This is a genomic window from Taibaiella sp. KBW10, assembly GCF_003852495.1.
GTDB lineage: Bacteria > Bacteroidota > Bacteroidia > Chitinophagales > Chitinophagaceae > Edaphocola.
Window position 1 is genome coordinate 209,468 of the sequence record NZ_QAJI01000005.1, and the last position, 16,362, is coordinate 225,829.

15 protein-coding genes and 1 pseudogene are annotated in these 16,362 nt (G+C 41.4%); 8 read left to right on the top strand and 8 right to left on the bottom strand.

Going from position 1 to position 16,362, the window contains the following annotated elements; genetic code table 11:
- Positions 1-49 precede the first annotated feature (49 nt).
- Positions 50-1,030: a rod shape-determining protein MreC gene (gene mreC, locus DBR32_RS11390; RefSeq protein WP_124636460.1), complete on the top strand. Its 981-nt coding sequence runs from the start codon at positions 50-52 to the stop codon at positions 1,028-1,030.
- A 9-nt stretch (positions 1,031-1,039) separates the two neighbouring features.
- Positions 1,040-1,591 (top strand): rod shape-determining protein MreD, encoded by a 552-nt coding sequence (locus DBR32_RS11395; protein ID WP_124636461.1) that lies wholly within the window; start codon positions 1,040-1,042, stop codon positions 1,589-1,591.
- Between the two features lie 84 nt (positions 1,592-1,675).
- Here DBR32_RS11395 and sucC read toward each other — a convergent pair whose 3' ends face one another.
- The 4 genes from sucC to DBR32_RS11415 form a co-directional block, all read right to left on the bottom strand.
- Positions 1,676-2,899: an ADP-forming succinate--CoA ligase subunit beta gene (gene sucC, locus DBR32_RS11400; protein WP_124636462.1), complete on the bottom strand. Its 1,224-nt coding sequence runs from the start codon at positions 2,897-2,899 to the stop codon at positions 1,676-1,678.
- A 155-nt stretch (positions 2,900-3,054) separates the two neighbouring features.
- Entirely contained in the window at positions 3,055-3,735 is a 681-nt protein-coding gene (locus tag DBR32_RS11405; RefSeq protein ID WP_124636463.1) for a LytTR family DNA-binding domain-containing protein, read from the bottom strand.
- The gene (locus tag DBR32_RS11410) at positions 3,732-4,778 is read right to left on the bottom strand and encodes a sensor histidine kinase (protein WP_124636464.1); all 1,047 of its coding nucleotides are present in this window, start codon (positions 4,776-4,778) and stop codon (positions 3,732-3,734) included. Before DBR32_RS11410 ends, DBR32_RS11405 begins: the two co-directional genes overlap by 4 nt.
- A 294-nt stretch (positions 4,779-5,072) precedes the next feature.
- Positions 5,073-5,762, bottom strand: coding sequence for a hypothetical protein (locus DBR32_RS11415; protein WP_124636465.1), 690 nt, complete (start codon positions 5,760-5,762; stop codon positions 5,073-5,075).
- Between the two features lie 35 nt (positions 5,763-5,797).
- Here DBR32_RS11415 and DBR32_RS11420 point away from each other — a divergent pair, with 35 nt between their 5' ends.
- Entirely contained in the window at positions 5,798-6,466 is a 669-nt protein-coding gene (locus DBR32_RS11420; protein WP_124636466.1) for a DUF1287 domain-containing protein, read from the top strand.
- An 80-nt stretch (positions 6,467-6,546) separates the two neighbouring features.
- On the opposite strand, the gene DBR32_RS11425 is transcribed toward DBR32_RS11420, so the two are convergent.
- The 3 genes from DBR32_RS11425 to DBR32_RS11435 all read right to left on the bottom strand — a co-directional run bounded on the left by DBR32_RS11425 (position 6,547) and on the right by DBR32_RS11435 (position 9,444).
- Positions 6,547-7,362, bottom strand: a complete 816-nt coding sequence (locus tag DBR32_RS11425; RefSeq protein WP_124636467.1) for a M48 family metallopeptidase — start codon at positions 7,360-7,362, stop codon at positions 6,547-6,549.
- 17 nt (positions 7,363-7,379) lie between these two features.
- Positions 7,380-8,654: a phosphoribosylamine--glycine ligase gene (gene purD / locus DBR32_RS11430; RefSeq protein ID WP_124636468.1), complete on the bottom strand. Its 1,275-nt coding sequence runs from the start codon at positions 8,652-8,654 to the stop codon at positions 7,380-7,382.
- A gap of 148 nt (positions 8,655-8,802) precedes the next feature.
- The gene (locus DBR32_RS11435) at positions 8,803-9,444 is read right to left on the bottom strand and encodes a hypothetical protein (RefSeq protein ID WP_124636469.1); all 642 of its coding nucleotides are present in this window, start codon (positions 9,442-9,444) and stop codon (positions 8,803-8,805) included.
- Between the two features lie 119 nt (positions 9,445-9,563).
- On the opposite strand from DBR32_RS11435, the gene DBR32_RS11440 reads away from it, so the two are divergent.
- From DBR32_RS11440 to lolA, 4 genes are all read left to right on the top strand, one after another.
- Positions 9,564-9,971 carry a hotdog fold thioesterase gene (locus DBR32_RS11440; RefSeq protein ID WP_124636470.1) on the top strand — a complete coding sequence of 136 codons (408 nt, stop codon included), beginning with the start codon at positions 9,564-9,566 and terminating at the stop codon, positions 9,969-9,971.
- Between the two features lie 87 nt (positions 9,972-10,058).
- A complete protein-coding gene (locus DBR32_RS11445) occupies positions 10,059-12,032 on the top strand; it encodes a gliding motility-associated C-terminal domain-containing protein (RefSeq protein WP_158605970.1) in 1,974 nt (657 codons plus the stop codon).
- 190 nt (positions 12,033-12,222) lie between these two features.
- Positions 12,223-14,160, top strand: a complete 1,938-nt coding sequence (gene dxs, locus DBR32_RS11450) for a 1-deoxy-D-xylulose-5-phosphate synthase (protein WP_124636472.1) — start codon at positions 12,223-12,225, stop codon at positions 14,158-14,160.
- 79 nt (positions 14,161-14,239) lie between these two features.
- A complete protein-coding gene (gene lolA / locus DBR32_RS11455) occupies positions 14,240-14,881 on the top strand; it encodes an outer membrane lipoprotein chaperone LolA (protein WP_124636473.1) in 642 nt (213 codons plus the stop codon).
- A gap of 58 nt (positions 14,882-14,939) precedes the next feature.
- Here lolA and DBR32_RS11460 read toward each other — a convergent pair whose 3' ends face one another.
- Positions 14,940-15,494 carry a hypothetical protein gene (locus DBR32_RS11460; RefSeq protein ID WP_124636474.1) on the bottom strand — a complete coding sequence of 185 codons (555 nt, stop codon included), beginning with the start codon at positions 15,492-15,494 and terminating at the stop codon, positions 14,940-14,942.
- A 155-nt stretch (positions 15,495-15,649) separates the two neighbouring features.
- On the opposite strand from DBR32_RS11460, the pseudogene DBR32_RS15860 reads away from it, so the two are divergent.
- Positions 15,650-16,291, top strand: a pseudogene (locus DBR32_RS15860) (carboxypeptidase-like regulatory domain-containing protein); the annotation flags it as partial.
- Positions 16,292-16,362 lie beyond the last annotated feature (71 nt).

The window sequence follows — 16,362 nt, forward strand, 5'->3', positions numbered from 1 at the left end:
GCAATTGCCTAATTGAGCCATTTTACAATAACAATATTTAGTCGCATTTGTGGTCAAATTAATACAGCTCATAAGGCAATACTGGAACATCATCCTGTTCTTTCTCTTAGAATTTATCTGCTTCAGACTTATCGTGAACAGCAATAACATTCAGGGATCGGATCTATTGAATTCGTCCAATGCGATTGCAGGTTTTTTCTATGAAAAGCAGAATGATGTGGTCGGCTATTTTCAGTTAAAAAGTGCTAATAAAGACCTTCTGGCAGAAAATACACGGCTGCACAATGAGTTGTCTCAGTTGAAATATACAGATACCTTGCAAAATGTTACCGCCAAAATACCTATTGTCGTTTTTGATTCTGTAAAAGCGCCCAAGGATACCACATTACTGGCCAAGGCAGATAGCCCTGCCGCTAAACCGGTTATTGTGCAGGATCTTCGGCCTTATGGTAATCCGAAAGTGGTGGGTTATGCTTCTTACAGCTATATTGCCGCCCGCGTGATCAACAACTCTGTGGTCGCCGATAGAAATAACTTTATCACGATTAACCGGGGAACCGCCGATGGCATTGAAAAGGATATGGCGGTCGTTTCAGGAGAAGGTATCGTAGGCAGGGTAGCTTATGTATCCAAACACTACGCCTCTGTGATTTCGGTATTGAGCTCCCGTAATGTGAGTACCCAAATTGCCGGAGGTAATATCGGGATCACCAACTGGTCTAATAACTCTCCGGATTTTGTGACGATGTCTCAAGTGGACATCCGCACCAAGGTCAGGAAAGGGGATACTGCTTATACAACCTCTTATTCCGTATATCCGGAAAATATCCCGGTAGGGGTTGTGGTGAGTGTGGATACCTATAAGGTCAACAACTCGCTTAACCTGAGGTTGCGCCTATCTAATAATTTCCGCAACCTGAAATATGTGTATGTGGTTAAAAACTTATTGGGTAGTGAAAAAAGAGATTTAGAAAAGGCTACGGCAGCCAAGGAAAAAGCGGCATTAGAGGCCAGCAAAAAACCCAAATAATTACCTGTAATGAGTATATATTTAAGAAATTTTTTACGCTTTCTTGCGTTAGTCGGGATTCAGGTATTACTGCTCAACAAGTTATCCTTACGTTGGTGGACAAGCCCAAGCGGTTTCCCCACCTTCACACCCTTTGTATATCCTTTATTTATCTTATTGCTCCCGATTTCTACCCCGATCTGGTTTGTCCTCATCTCGGGCTTTGGCTTAGGGCTTACGGTAGATATGTTTATGAACACGGGTGGGATTCATGCGGCGGCCTGCGTGTTTATGGCTTTTGCCCGTATGGCTGTTTTAAAGCCCATTTTGCCCCGGAAAATATATGAGTACAAGAACTTATCCCCTTCTGTAAAAACAATGAACTGGACGCCTTTTATGACGTATGCAACCATTTTATTGTTCCTGCATCATTTGGCCTACCTTTTGCTGGATATCTGGAGCCTTAAAGCGCCTTTATATTTGGTGATAAAGCTTTTGGCCTCTTTGGTCACCAGCCTGTTATTTGTGGCTTTATATTCTTTACTTTTCTCTAATTCTATTAATACGCAATACAAGGATTAAGATCCTGCGGTTTTATCTATTTTTATATAACAATAAGGGCTGTCTGAATATTCAGACAGCCCTTATTGTTATATATGCTTTTGATTATGCTGTAACAGCAACGGCTTTTTGTACCAGTTCTGCTGCTTCGCTTAATAAGATTGCAGATTGTACTTTCAATCCTGATTCTTCGATTAATTTTTTAGCTTCACCGGCATTAGTACCTTGTAAACGTACAATGATCGGAATATGAATATCGCCTAAGTTTTTGTAGGCTTCAATAACACCTGCCGCTACACGGTCACAACGAACAATACCACCAAAGATATTGATCAGGATCGCTTTTACATTAGGATCTTTCAAGATAATACGGAAACCCGCTTCTACCGTTTGTGCATTTGCAGAACCCCCTACATCCAGGAAGTTTGCAGGCTCACCACCAGCCAATTTGATCATATCCATAGTTGCCATTGCTAAACCGGCACCATTTACCATACAACCAACATTACCGTCTAATTTTACATAGTTCAGGTTAAACTCACCCGCTTCAACTTCTGTAGGATCTTCTTCAGATTTATCTCTTAAGGCTTCTACATCTTTATGACGGATCAGGGCATTATCATCAATGTTCATTTTACAATCTACTGCGATAATTCTATCATCTGCAGATTTAAACAATGGGTTGATTTCTAACATAGCACAATCCAAACCTACGTATGCATTGTATAAATTCGTTACGAATTTAATCATATTTTTTTGTGCTTCACCCGTTACACCTAAGTTGAAGGCGATATTACGTGCCTGAAACCCTTGTAAAGTATAACCCGGTTTTACAAACTCTTTATATATTTTTTCAGGAGTGCTGTGGGCTACTTCTTCAATATCCATACCACCTTCAGTAGAATACATGATTACGTTTTGCTTAGTGGCACGATCCAATAAAATGGATAAATAAAATTCCTTACGATCGCTAGGGCCATCGTAATACATATCTTTAGCTAATAAAATTTTGCTTACCACTTTTCCTGCTTCGCCGGTTTGGATGGTAACCAATGTATTTCCTAAAATGTTAGTCGCTACTGATTTTACATCTTCAGCGCTTTTCACCACTTGTACACCATGTTGAGTAGGCACTTCTTTCATGGTACCTTTACCACGACCACCCGCGTGAATCTGCGCTTTCAAAACCGCAAACTTGCTATTCGTTTCCGCAGCAATTTTTTCATATGCAGCTACTGCTTCTTCCGGGGTAGAGCAAGCAACACCTTCCTGAGTAGGAACGTCGTATCTTTTTAATAACTCTTTCGCTTGATATTCGTGTAAATTCATTTTTATGGATTTAAAAAAATTGATTTTGCAAATATAATAGTTTTAGGGATAAAATAGGAACAGAGATTCGAATTAGCGATAATATCATACGGTTCCACAAAGTGCGCTTCCTTTTGAGCACCCGGCACACCCATCCTTAAACCTTCCAGTATGTATTAGAAATATTTCTGTATGTCTTCTTTATAGGTTTCACCGATCGGAATGGTAGCCGTACCAATCTGCAAAGATTTATGTTGTACCGAGGCCACTCTTTTTACCGGAACAATAAACGAACGATGCACCCGTACAAAGAGCGCGTCGGGTAGTTGCTCCATAATGTTCTTCATCGAAAACCGGGCCACGATCTTGGGTTTATCGATCAAATGAATCTGAATATAATCATCCAAGCCTTCAATATATAGAATATCGCTATATTCAATGCGATAGAGCTTGTAATCGGCGCGGATCATTAAATGGCTTTGTACGGATTGGTTTTTCCGGTAATTAAACTCATTCCGGACCTTTTCCATGGCCTGTTCAAATCGTTCCTGTGAAAAGGGCTTGAGTAAATAGTCGGTTGCATTTACATTGAAGCCCTCTACGGCATATTCGCTAAAAGCTGTAGTAAACACCACGATAGGATCTGTTTCCAACATTTTATAGAAGTCTATCCCATTCTGTGCCGGCATCTGAATATCCAAAAAGATAAGGTCTATGGGGTATTTATTCAGGTATTTTATCGCTTCGGCCTGTTTGGTAAACGTCTTCTCTAAGGATACAAAATCTATGGCATCACAAAAATGCGTAATGATTTTTAAGGCAAGGGGTTCGTCATCAAGCGCAATTGCTTTTATCATGCTAAAAACATTTTTAAGTCTACAATATACAATTCATTATCTGTCATTGCAATATGTAGCTTGTGCTTATTCGGGTATAAAAAGGCCAACCGTTTTCGGGCATTTTCTATTCCTGTTTCCGTTTTGTCGCTTTCTTTTATATTGGTATTTACAATCTTATTCTCTACCCGAAGCTGCAGCTCCTGCACCCCACATTGCAGTTGTATGCTGATGATGGAGTCCACATCCGGGTTTACCCCATACTTAAAAGCATTTTCGATAAAGGGAATAAGCACCATCGGGCTAATACGCTTGTCCTCCAGGCTACCTTTTATGTCAAAATGTAACCGAACATTATCGGAGAGCCGCAACTGCTGTAACGCAATATAATCCTTTATATAATCTACTTCTTTTTTTAAAGATACATAATCATTCATGCTCTCACTCACCACATAGCGCATAATTCCGGACAGCTTCAAAACTGCTTCGGGTGCCTCATTAGATTTTTCGAGCGTTAGGGCATATAAACTATTCAGGGTATTGAACAGAAAATGCGGATTGATCTGCGCTTTTAGATAAGATAGCTCTGCGGTAACTTTCTCATGCCTGATAATATCAAGCCTGTTATTAATCTTTAACAGGAAAGAAGAAAAGTACAACAATAAAAACTGGACAATACCGCCTTCAAATAAGAGTATCATCATTCTGGGCAATCTACGGGATTGCCGCATAGGATTATTTGGCGGAGGCATCCCTCCAAAACGGCCGGAGCGGCCGTTCGAAAAAAACAAATCCGGTGCTTTAAAGATCACAATGAAACAAAGGGCACTGATCAGGAAGTAAAGCGCTTTTTTCTCATTAAAGAATAGCTTTGGCAAAAACCAGTAATAGTTAACATAGAAAAAGAGCAACAGTAAAAGCTGTCGTGAAAAAATATTCAGGAAGGGTTTTATGGTAAAGAGGTTCTGACCCGTGTTAAAATCAGGTGAGGAAAGAACGGGCATCAGCAGAAAACCTGCACAACCCAGTATGTGAAACAGAATAGTCCGGTATTGTTTGGCCATGTTGTGATAATTCTATGGCTCAAAAGTAGCTTTTATTGCGTGAGGCCGTCTATAATTGCGACTAATCCCATTTTTTTGTAGGTAAATATCTTTTCCGGTTTACCGACACAAATATAGGGTTTACCTATATTTTTTACTCGACGACAGTTTATACAATAACTTAGCGCACAACGTTTTAGTAAATTTAAAGTTGGTTTTTTTGTTTTTTTACAGATTATGATTCAAAGAGTATGTAAACAACAAAACGCAATGCCATGATCTGATAAGGATTGTGGCATTTGTGTTTATACCTCTTTATCGACTGCAATAAGCCTTAAACTCACATTCATAAGGCACGTCACATTGAGCACCCATTTTAATTTTTGGTGTTTTGTCCTGATGCAGGGTATCTAAAAAGCGGCTGATAGATTCCGATACTTCTTCTTCCCGCGCCTGCAGCAGCTCGGTAAGGTCTTTAATATAATATCCATTGTCGCCATCATTCAGTACAATATTAAATTGTATGGAACCGGGCAAAGCCGCTTTACACACAAAGTATTGAAGAGACAGATCCCAGAGAAAAACCTCTTTGAGTTCCTTGCTGTTTTTGATTTCGTAAATGGTATAAGTATGATCTTCATTTTGCAGTAACACATCAGTCATGACCAAAGTCTGCCGGTGTATAAAACAAGCTTCAAAAAGGGTAATTGGCCGCGGCTCCCGAAGTAAAGCTTCGGTGTAAGAAGCACCCATTGTGTATACATCCCTGCCCAAGGTTTGCGCTACATCTATACCTTGTGGAAAACCATGTTTGAATATCGCCTCGAAAGATTTACCCTCGCTGAATTTTTGTAAGGTCGCTGCAGAGCGGGGGCTTCTTTCCTTTGGTTTGTATTTATTCAGATAAAGGTACTTAGCACATTGCATCCCTTTTACAAAAGTGCTTTTAGACAATTGGAAGAATTGCGGTACTAAATATCGGATATCAACAGGAGTCAGGGGCATTTATGGAAAATAATCAAATTAACGTCTTCAAACTTATGACAAAGGTAAAGAAATCCAACACGCTGATCCTTTTCGGAACGCTTTTGCTCCTATTGAGTAGCTGCAGGGCAGAGGGTACCGCAAGACGCGATACGGAAATAAGCATTACCACTCCGCATAAAGACGATAAACTGATCCTGCCCAAAGCCTCCGCCAAGGGACAAAAGTTGGCTCAGGCGGCACGCGGCATTGTGAATGATCAGATTGTATATGATCCTGCTTACTTTGTGATTCCGTATCCCAACGGCGATGTGCCGGCAGACAGGGGCGTCTGTACGGATGTCGTCATCCGCACCTTCCGTAAAACAGGTATTGATTTACAAAAAGAAGTTTATGAAGACATGCAGGCGCATTTCGGCCTTTATCCCAAAATATGGGGCCGTAAAACGACCGACCGCAATATAGACCACCGTCGTGTACCGAATCTGATGACCTATTTTAGCCGCAAGGGGCATACCAAACAAATCACACAAAATGCGCAGGACTATCTGCCGGGCGATGTCGTGGCCTGGAGTCTGGACAAAGGGCTGACCCACATCGGGATCGTCAGTGATGTGCCCAATAAAGAAGGAACACAATATTTAATCGTGCATAATATCGGAAGAGGGCAGGTATTGGAAGATTGTTTATTCCGGTTCACCATTATTGGCCATTACCGGATGTAACCGAAATGAATATTTTTAACGAGCAAGCCGCGACATATTAATGTCGCGGCTTGCTCGTTAATCTCTTTTCTTTGTGTTGCTTATTTCTTTGTGCTATAAATCGCCAAAGCTTGTGGTAAGTGTTTTTGTATATTCTGAATACGGGTTGCATCGCTTGGATGTGTACTGAGCAGTTCCGGTTGTTTTGCTCCGGCACCGGAAGCCATTCTTTGCCAAAAACCGACCGCCTCACCGGGATTATAACCGGCCATAGCCATAAAATCTAAGCCCATCAGGTCTGCTTCCGTTTCATGTTTCCGCGAAAAGGGCAGCATAACCCCTACAGACGTACCCACGCCATAAGCAGTATTAAACAGGTTTCGGGTTTCTTCCGGTTTGCTGGACAGGGCAACATTCAAAGCCAAGCCGCCAAATTGCTGTAGCAAACCTTGGCTCATTCGTTCATTACCATGGCGTGCTATCGCATGTGCTATTTCATGGCTCATCACGACTGCCAGGCCTGTTTCATCTTTGGTCACAGGCAGGATACCGGTATAGATCACTACCTTGCCGCCAGGCATACAAAAAGCATTTTTCTGCACATCCTGTACTAAATTAAATTCCCATTTAAAGCCATTTAGAATGCTGCTTTGCCCTTTTTGCGCGTAGTACTGCACAATACCGGCAGCCAGCTTATTGCCCACCCGTTGCACCATCAGGGCATCGTTTGTGCCACTCAACCTTTTGTTTTGTGCTAAAAAGGTACTGTATTGCTCACCCGATAAAGAACTGAGTGTTCCTTCCGGCACAAGGTTTAAAGAACGCCTTCCGGTGGTTGGATTCTTAAAGCAACCGGTAGCCAAAAACATCAAAGACGCAACCAGTAAGGTTCCTATTGGTTTATACATTCCGTTCATAGCTATAAATTTAAGATTTATTTAAATTCGTAACCAATATCTTTTCTAAAATTCATGTTATCAAAATGAAGTGCCTTCAGGCTTTCATAAGATGTTTGCAGCGCCTCGTTAATGTCTGATCCATAAGAGGTGACTGCTAATACACGGCCGCCATTACTCAATACAGCCCCTTCCTTTGCAGTAGTTCCGGCATGAAACACGATACTGTTTTTCACATCCTCCAAACCCGATATGGCATCTCCTTTGCGATACGCTTCCGGATAGCCTCCGGCAACCAGCATTACGGTACAGGCCGCATTGGCACTATGCTGCACGGTAACCTCATCCAGTTTTCCCTCTTTCATCTTTTCAATCAGATCCAGAAGGTCATTTTCTAAACGCGGCATGACCACCTCTGTTTCCGGATCACCCATACGGCAATTGTACTCAATCACATAAGGATCACCGCCTACATTGATCAGGCCAAAGAATACGAATCCCTGATATATAATATTTTCTTCTTTTAATCCTTTAATGGTGGGATCGACGACCTGCTCGATCACCTTCTTCATAAAATCACCTTGTGCAAAGGGCACGGGAGAAATAGCCCCCATACCACCGGTATTCGGACCGCTATCGCCTTCGCCAATACGTTTGTAATCTTTTGCTTCGGGTAATAACACATAGTTTTCTCCATCAGTAAAGGCGAAAACGGAAAGCTCTATCCCGGTCAGGAATTGCTCTACGACCACTTTACTACCCGCGGCGCCGAATTGGGCTTTTTTGATCATCGAAGTAAAAACGCGCTTTGCCTCTTCTTTATCGGAGGTAATCACTACACCTTTACCGGCGGCAAGGCCATCTGCTTTCAACACAATTGGTGTTGTATGCTGGTCCAAATACCGCAATCCGTCTTCAAAATTTTGAGTATTGAAGGTTTCATAAGCCGCAGTAGGGATATGATGGCGCTTCATAAATTCTTTGGCAAAGTCTTTACTACCTTCCAGTGCTGCCCCTAATTTTGACGGGCCTACAATCGTGATATGCTGCAGTGCCGCATCTGCTTTAAAAAAATCATAAATACCATTTACCAAAGGGTCTTCAGAACCGGGAAATAAAGTGTCGATCTTGTGGTCTAAACAAAATGTTTTGATGGCCTCAAAATCGTTGATTCCAAGGGCAACATTTGTGCCATAAGCCGATGTACCGGCATTACCGGGTGCGATAAACAGGTTTTCGCATTTAGGCGATTGGCTCATTTTCCAGGACAATGCGGACTCTCTTCCTCCGGAACCCAATAGTAATATATTCATAATATCTTGATAATTGTGCGTGTGAATGAGCGCAAAGGTACACTCATTTTTAAAAACAAAAAGACACGGCAATGAATGCCGTGTCCTTAATTTAGCTTTTAAGAGGGTATCCTTTTCAGGAACGCTTAAAAAACATGTATATTATATTTTAATAATAGTTGGCTTGTATATAGTCTGCTTCTCCTCTGGTATTGCCCACGACCACAAAACCCACACTTCCCTTTACGATATACCGAGCCGAAACCGTAAAGGCCTTGTACCCATTGATATATCCAATCCAGGTGTTACCCACTTGTTCTATTTTTACTTCGTTCCAGTTACCATTGCCATTCACAAAACTAGCCGTTCTGGGGCTCACTATCTCGGTAATATCGGTGCTTCCGCCATTGCCCCCTTCATCCCAAAGGGCATAATAACCATCTGAACTTATGGTAAAGCTATAGCCATATGCACGAGAACCGGCATCATAACCAAACAAAAGCCCCATGTTATTATCAGAACCGATCCTCGTCTGAATCACGAAATTACGATCAGGATTGAACTGAATGTTCTTTGCAATATAAGAAGCCGTTCCGTTTGGGTCGAGATAGTTGAACGAGAACGTCCCGTTAGCAATCACCCCATAGGCATCAGCCAGGTTATCTGCAAAATTCCAGTCATTCCGGTTGTCAACAAACTCGTCAACAAACTCATAAGTATTATCTGTAGGATTGGGATTTATATATTCCTTACGACAACTGGCTAAAAATGTAGTAGCCGCAACGATTGTCCATAATAGTATTTTTTTCATTTTAAACTTTTTAGTGCATTTAAGACTTACAAAGGTACGCTTGGTTTAATATTTACGAAAACTTTTCATTCGCTTGCTAAAATGTTTATATAGATTTGTACACACAAAAATTAATAAAGATGACACCGGAACAGGCAAAAGAGGCGCTTATGAAAAATGATGCTTTTTCGAAATGGTTAGACATTCGTATCGAAAAGGTGGACTCGGGCTACTGTAAACTACAGTATACCATCCGTCCGGAAATGCTTAATGGCTTCGGATCGGTACACGGAGGTATTCTTTTTTCGGCCTCGGATTCTGCATTGGCCTTTGCCTGTAATTCACATGGCATCCTGAGTGTCGCCATGGAAGTGTCTATTTCCTACACCCGACCAGCCTTTGAGGGACAGGTATTAACGGTAGAAGCACAAGAGATCAACCTTGGAAAGACGACCGGCTTATATGATATAAAAACTTATAACGAGGAAGGGAAGCTGATCTGTGTCTTTAAAGGGACGGTATACCGCACAGGAAAGGAGATCACATAAGTGTCAATATGAACTTATCGTTAAATGATATGGAAATATTATATAATAGGTGTAATTTGCGCTCGCATTTTAAAAACATGCATTCACATGAAACTTATTTTCAATATTTTATTAAGCATTGTTCTATGCGGCCTCACGCAAAACAGTTTTGCCCAGACGGTCATCATTAATCCCAATACTGATGGTGGTTTTGAAATGGGAAATACTTTTGCCGCCAATGGATGGACTTTAGTAAACAATGCTGCCAATGCCGGCAATAACTGGTTTTTGGGCACCACAACCTTATCTAATGCGGGAAGCTCCTTTGCCTCGACGGGCAGTAGGCTGGCCTATATATCGCAATCCAATAACGGGAGTAGCTGGAGTTACAATATTAATGAATATTCTACCACACACTTTTATAAAGATGTCGCATTTCCTGCCGGACAAACGATTATCAAATTAAAATTCCGCTGGAATGCCAAAGGGGAAGGAAATAATAACCAGGCCTATGATGTGCTCTATGTTTATGTAGCCCCTACCACATTGACTCCGGTCACCAATTCTCCATTCGGTACTTCAAATGCAACAACAGCCTGGACCGGCACAGGGGCCAGTACCTTATTAGGTTCTTTCCACTCCTGTACTGTAGCTGCGGGTACCACTGCCGACATCACGCTTCCAGCCAACCTTGCCGGAACAAACAGAAGATTGATCTTTACCTGGAAAAACGGGAATACGCTTGGCGTACAACCTCCGGCTGCAATAGACAGTATTGCCTTAACTTCTGACTGCCCTAAATCGACGATCAACATCAATAACCTTACTGCAAACTGTTCTAATCAGATCAACTTAAGTACAACCGTAACGAATAATGTAACCGGGGGTACTTATCAATGGTATCGCAATAATGCACTTATTCCTGCGGCAACCAATGCTTCTTATACGTCTAATACTTTATTGAACGGTGATCTGGTACAGTGTGTATACAGCACCAATAATGCCTGTGGGTATAAGGATACGGCTAACATTATCATCAATTATAATACTTCTGGACATAGCACAGAGCTGTTGGATCTTTGCGCAAGACAACTTCCGTACACCTGGCGTGGGGTAACCATCCCGACAAATGCGGTTACTAATCCCAATTATACAACAATTAATCTGCCGCAATCTACAGGATGTGATAGTGTGATTACCCTAAGCCTCACCGTTAGATCATCTCCCAATAAGACCGAAAGCATCAGTACTTGTAGAAACCTACTTGCGACAACCAGTTGGCGCGGGCATAGTCTTCCGGCCAATGCGGTGAGTAACAACCGGTTTGATTCTGTATTTGTTGTAAATCCCGGTGGTTGTGACAGTTTAATTTACCTGAGTTTGCAGGTTATTGACAGTGCGAAAACATTAAGCCAAACTCTGAGAGATTGTTATCGGGTGGTATACAAGGGCAACAATTATTATGGTTCGACCACAAAAATTGATACCCTTAAAAATGCGGCCGGCTGCGACAGTATTTATAACGTAGCTCATATTATTGTTGATAATTTTACCCTTAATGTCACCGCAGACCTGGCGAATCCGAATAAAGGAGAGCAGATTACGCTGAAAACAGGAGCCAGTGATCCCACTTATGAGGTTTTTTCCTGGTCTCCCAAAGAATTGTTCCCTAATCAGAATGCAACAACGCAGAAAATCCCGGCTCCTGAAAATCAGCTGATCCAGGTAGTAGGTAAAAATGATTTTGGCTGTACCGATACGGCTACGATCCTGATCAAAGGCACCGATTTCTCTAAAGATTTCTATATGCCGAATGCCTTTACTCCAAATGGTGATGGCAAGAATGACGTCTTTGCGCCTATTTTCAAGATGGACCGCAATTATAATGTGGTAAGCTTTGAAATCTTTAACCGTTGGGGCGCGATTGTTTTCGGCAGCTATAATTCTGGCGACAAAAAGGGATGGAATGGACTCATTAAAGGCGAAAAAGCACCTGCAGATGTTTATTACTACTATATCGTGGTCTATTTTAGCGATGGTAATAAAGTGATGAAGAAAGGGGATGTAACCATTATATACTAATCAGATTTACGACTTTCATATTTCTAAGATACCCGGGCAAATGGTCCGGGTATCTCATTTTAGATAAGACCATAGCTATCAGGCTGTTCCCGGAATGTTCGGGTACAAATCATCTTTTTTGTCAATATTATGTTTATGCGATCATTACTTTGTATACTTTTCTTATTTTTGCATAGCATAAAAATACATAATGGAAGAAATCTCAGCCGGCCCTTTATTAAGTACAATAGAATTCCCATCTGATTTACAAAAACTGGACAGACTTCAGTTGCAGCAAGTATGTAATGAATTAAGACAATTCATTATTGATTGCGTGAGTGTAAACGGAGGGCATTTCGGAGCAAGTCTCGGTGTAGTGGAACTCACGGTAGCCCTGCATTATGTATTGAAAACACCCTATGATAAATTGGTTTGGGATGTAGGACATCAGGCCTATGGCCATAAAATATTAACGGGTAGAAGAAAGGTATTTCATACCAACAGAAAGTATAAGGGCATTAGTGGTTTCCCCAATATCAGTGAAAGCGAATATGATGCTTTTGGTGTAGGCCACTCTTCCACCTCTATTTCTGCCGCTTTGGGTATGGCTATTGCCTCTAAAGTAAAGGGAGAAACAGATAGAAGACACGTTGCGGTGATCGGCGATGGTGCCATGACTGCCGGCCTTCCTTTTGAAGCCCTAAATCATGCCGGGGTTGCCAATGCCAACATTCTTGTGATTCTTAATGACAACAATATGAGCATTGATGCGAATGTAGGTGCACTGAAGGAATACCTGACCGATATTACTACCTCAAAAACATATAATAAACTCAGAGACGATTTTTGGCATTTATTAGGGAAGCTTCCTGCAGCCGGCTTTCAGCGCAGTATGGCCTCCAAAATAGAAGCCAGCCTTAAGGGGGTTGTTTCTAAAGCCAGTAATTTATTTGAAGCGTTGGGCTTCCGCTATTTCGGACCGGTTGACGGCCACAATGTGGTAAAACTTGCCGAGCAATTAAAAGATATTGCCGATCTGCCCGGGCCTAAATTATTGCACATTAAAACGGTAAAAGGTAAGGGATATGATTTGGCAGAAAAAGACCAAACGCTTTGGCATGCACCCGGCTTGTTCGATAAAGTGACCGGAGTAATCAATACCAAAATACCCACCACGCCACAAGCGCCCAAATATCAGGATGTATTTGGTAAAACGATTATAGAACTGGCGGAGCAGAATCCGAAAATTATGGGTATTACCCCAGCAATGCCATCGGGCTGTTCCTTGAAATATATGATGGAGGCTATGCCGGACCGAGCGCTGGACGTCGGTATTGCAGAACAGCATGCCGTAACCGTAAGTGCGGGCCTAGCAACACAGGGCATGAAAGTATTCTGTAATATTTACAGTTCTTTTATGCAGCGTGCTTATGATATGGTCATTCATGATGTAGCCATTCAAAATCTGCCGGTTATTTTCTGCCTGGATCGTGCCGGTGTCGTGGGCGACGATGGCGCTACCCATCATGGTGCATATGATATTGCTTTTATGCGCTGTATTCCCAATATGATTGTGAGTGCCCCGATGAATGAATCGGAATTGCGTAACCTGATGTATACTGCTCAGCTGGATGAAAATACCCATCCATTTGTGATTCGCTACCCACGCGGACAAGGTGTATTGCCGGAATGGCAAACTCCTATGGAGAAAATCACGGTAGGTACCGGTAGAAAAATAAAAGAAGGGAATGAGCTCGCGATTATTACTATAGGCCACTGCGGTAATTTCGCGGTAGATGCCTGTAAGGAGCTAACCACACTCGGTATTGATGCCGCTCATTATGACCTTCGTTTTGTAAAGCCTTTGGATGAGCAAATGCTCCATGAAATCGGCAAAAAATTCAACAAAATCATTACGGTTGAAGATGGTTGTGTCGTAGGTGGTATGGGCAGTGCGGTACTGGAATTCTTTAACCAGCACGGCTACAAACCTTCGGTAACAATTTTGGGCATACCGGATGAAATCGTAGAACATGGCAAACCCGAAGAACTGCATCGCCAATGCGGATATGACAAAATAGCCATTGTCGCCGCGGCAAAAGATTTTTCCAATGTAGTCACCAGCACAACCACTGTTTTACAACATTAATTCACATAAACTTAGCTTTTAATCCTTAAACCCCTGTTCTATCTTTACATTCTAAAGATTCAACCAAAAGACAAAATATATGAAAAAAGCACTTGCATTGATCGTGGCTATTGTAACATTAAGTACCTCGATGACTTTTGCACAAGATGCCAAAGCAAAGGCCGTTTTGGATAAATTAAGCGGTAAAATCAAAGGGATGTCCAGCCTTAAAGCTAATTTTACTTTTATAGCTAAAGATGCAAAAGGAAAAACACAATTAAACCAGAAAGGAACCTTGATGATGAAAGGGGAAAAATACCATGTAACGGTACCCGCTCAGGAAATGATCTCCGATGGTAAGACGATGTGGACGTATATGAAGAAAAACAAAGAAGTACAGATTGCCAATTATAGTCCTGCTGATGTAACTATGTCTCCAACTAAATTGTTCTCTGGTTCTTATGCTAATGACTTCAATTATGCTTATGCCGGTCAGCAAACGATTAACGGAAAAGTAGTAGATATTGTATATCTAACGCCAAAAGCAACCAAAACATTTAAAAGTGTTACGATTTTAGTAGATCAAAGCGGAATGGTGATGAGCGGAAGTGTAGAAGAGAAAAACGGTAGTTATTACACCTATTCTTTATCTAGCGTACAAGCCAACGCGGCTGCTTCTGATGCTTTATATACCTTCGATAAGAAGGCCTATCCTGGTGTAGAAGTAATTGATTTAAGATAAAATTGATCATATTTATTTCAAAACAGCCTTTCCACTTGGAAAGGCTGTTTTTTTTGCTTTATTTTTTTCGTTTGAAGTAATAATACATTTTCTCGTTCTCATAATCGCTTCTTCGCATAACTAAAGAATCTGCCGTTAAATATTCTAAGGTAAACTGTGTTACATCGCCCTCTTTCCCGATCCGGGAAGGATCGTATACCACAACATCGTCATTTTGTTTGGTATACCAGTAAGAAGTATCCCGCGTACCCGACAAGACATTGATCACCTGGTTTTTATCACTAAGGATCATCGTATATTTTCCGATCAGCGTTTCATTATAGCGCTCTTGCCCGTTTTTCAGGGTTTCGTAGAGTTCTTTCTTTAAGTAATTACGATACGAAGCCGCGCTACTGTATAACCTGGAGTCTCCCGGAACATAATCTATTCTGTCAATCTCCTCAATCTGTGCTTTGCATTCATTACAGGTACGGTAATAGTCTTCCGATACTTTAATATCGGTCAGCAGCCAGGTGCCTACTAATTGATTTTGAACCTTACTCGATTTATTGAAGGCCATCAAAGCCAAAACAGCGGTGGCAAGTATTAAAGATGTATATTTTCCTTTAAGCATAAATAATTGAAATAAAATTGGTTTTGCTTCTTTTTTTCTTCGTTATAAAGTTAGGATTGTGTAAAATATTTCTAAATTAAAATATAAATCAAATAAAAGCGCAATTATTTAAATAATTTTGAGGTCCTTTCAGAAAATACCCTCAAATGTTTATAATGAAACGATTATATACCTTTATCACCCTCGTATACCTGAGTACTGTCTCGGTATATGCACAGCAAAGTACCCTGCAGATTTCCGGAAAAGTATATGACGAAGTGAAAGCACCGGCACCCTATGCCAACGTCAGGCTGTTTAAAACTACGGACTCTTCTTTTGTACATGGTATCGCTACTCAGGAAGACGGTACCTTCACCATGAGTAGTCCGGAAGACCGCTATTATATTATAGTCGATCTTTTTGGCCTGGCGCAAAAGACATTGCCGATTACCCAAACATCAGGCAGTATAGATTTGGGTGCCATCTATCTTAAATCCGAATCGGTTAAGCTGAATGAAGTGTTGGTAACAGCCGACAAAAATCAAATGTCTTTAAAAATAGACAAACGTGTGTTTAATGTAGCGGCAGATCTGAGCAACCAAGGAGCAAATGCCTCGGAAGTACTGCAAAATATTCCGTCTATCACGGTAGATGCAGAAGGAAATGTAAGTTTAAGGGGCAGCCAGAATGTGCGCATTCTGATAGACGGTAAGTTTTCGGGTATTGTTTCTTCTGCCGAAGCCCTGCAACAACTACAGTCTGATATGATCGATAAGGTAGAAGTGATTACAAATGCTTCTGCCCGATATGACGCACAGGGAGAGTCGGGTATTATCAATATCATCCTTAAAAAAACGGATAAAGCCGGGTTTAACGGTTCCGCTACATT